Origin of the sequence: Methylobacterium sp. CCH5-D2 (assembly GCF_001556475.1) — a bacterium.
GTDB classification, from domain to species: domain Bacteria; phylum Pseudomonadota; class Alphaproteobacteria; order Rhizobiales; family Beijerinckiaceae; genus Methylobacterium; species Methylobacterium hispanicum.
On the sequence record NZ_LSIX01000765.1, the window covers coordinates 1 to 491 of the forward strand.

The following is a 491-nucleotide window of genomic DNA, read 5'->3' on the forward strand; positions in this document are numbered from 1 at the left end:
GCTCGGTGATCCGCTCGATGCGCGGCGGAGGCGACGCCGCGGTGATGTTCGACGAGCTGAAGAACGGCCTCGCCGTGCCGCTCTCAGGCATCGGCCTGGCCTTCTCGGCCTCGCTCTTCGGCCTCGCGGGCTCCCTGGTGATCGGCTTCCTCGATCTCCAGGCGGGTCAGGCGCAGGCCCGCTTCCACAACGAGCTGGAGGACTGGCTGACCTCCGGCAGCGAGGCGGCCGCGCCGCTCTCGCTCTCCCAGGGCACCGGGGCGCGCGAGCTTCAGGAGGCGGTCGATCGGCTGACCGGCGTGATCCAGGAGGGTGCCAACGGGCGCGCCGCCGCGCAGGCCATGGCGAACCTCGCCGAGGGGATCCAGGGCCTCGTCCAGCACATGCGCTCCGAGCAGCAGATGATCCGCGACTGGGTCGAGGCGCAGGCGAGCCGCGAGCGCGAGCTGAAGCAGGTGCTCGACCGGCTCGGGCGCGAGCGGGTCTAGGGC

At 72.5% G+C, this 491-nt stretch carries 1 pseudogene; it reads left to right on the forward strand.

The features are described from left to right. Positions 1-488 (forward strand): annotated as a pseudogene (locus AX737_RS20495) (flagellar motor protein MotA); the annotation flags it as partial. Positions 489-491: the final 3 nt, after the last annotated feature.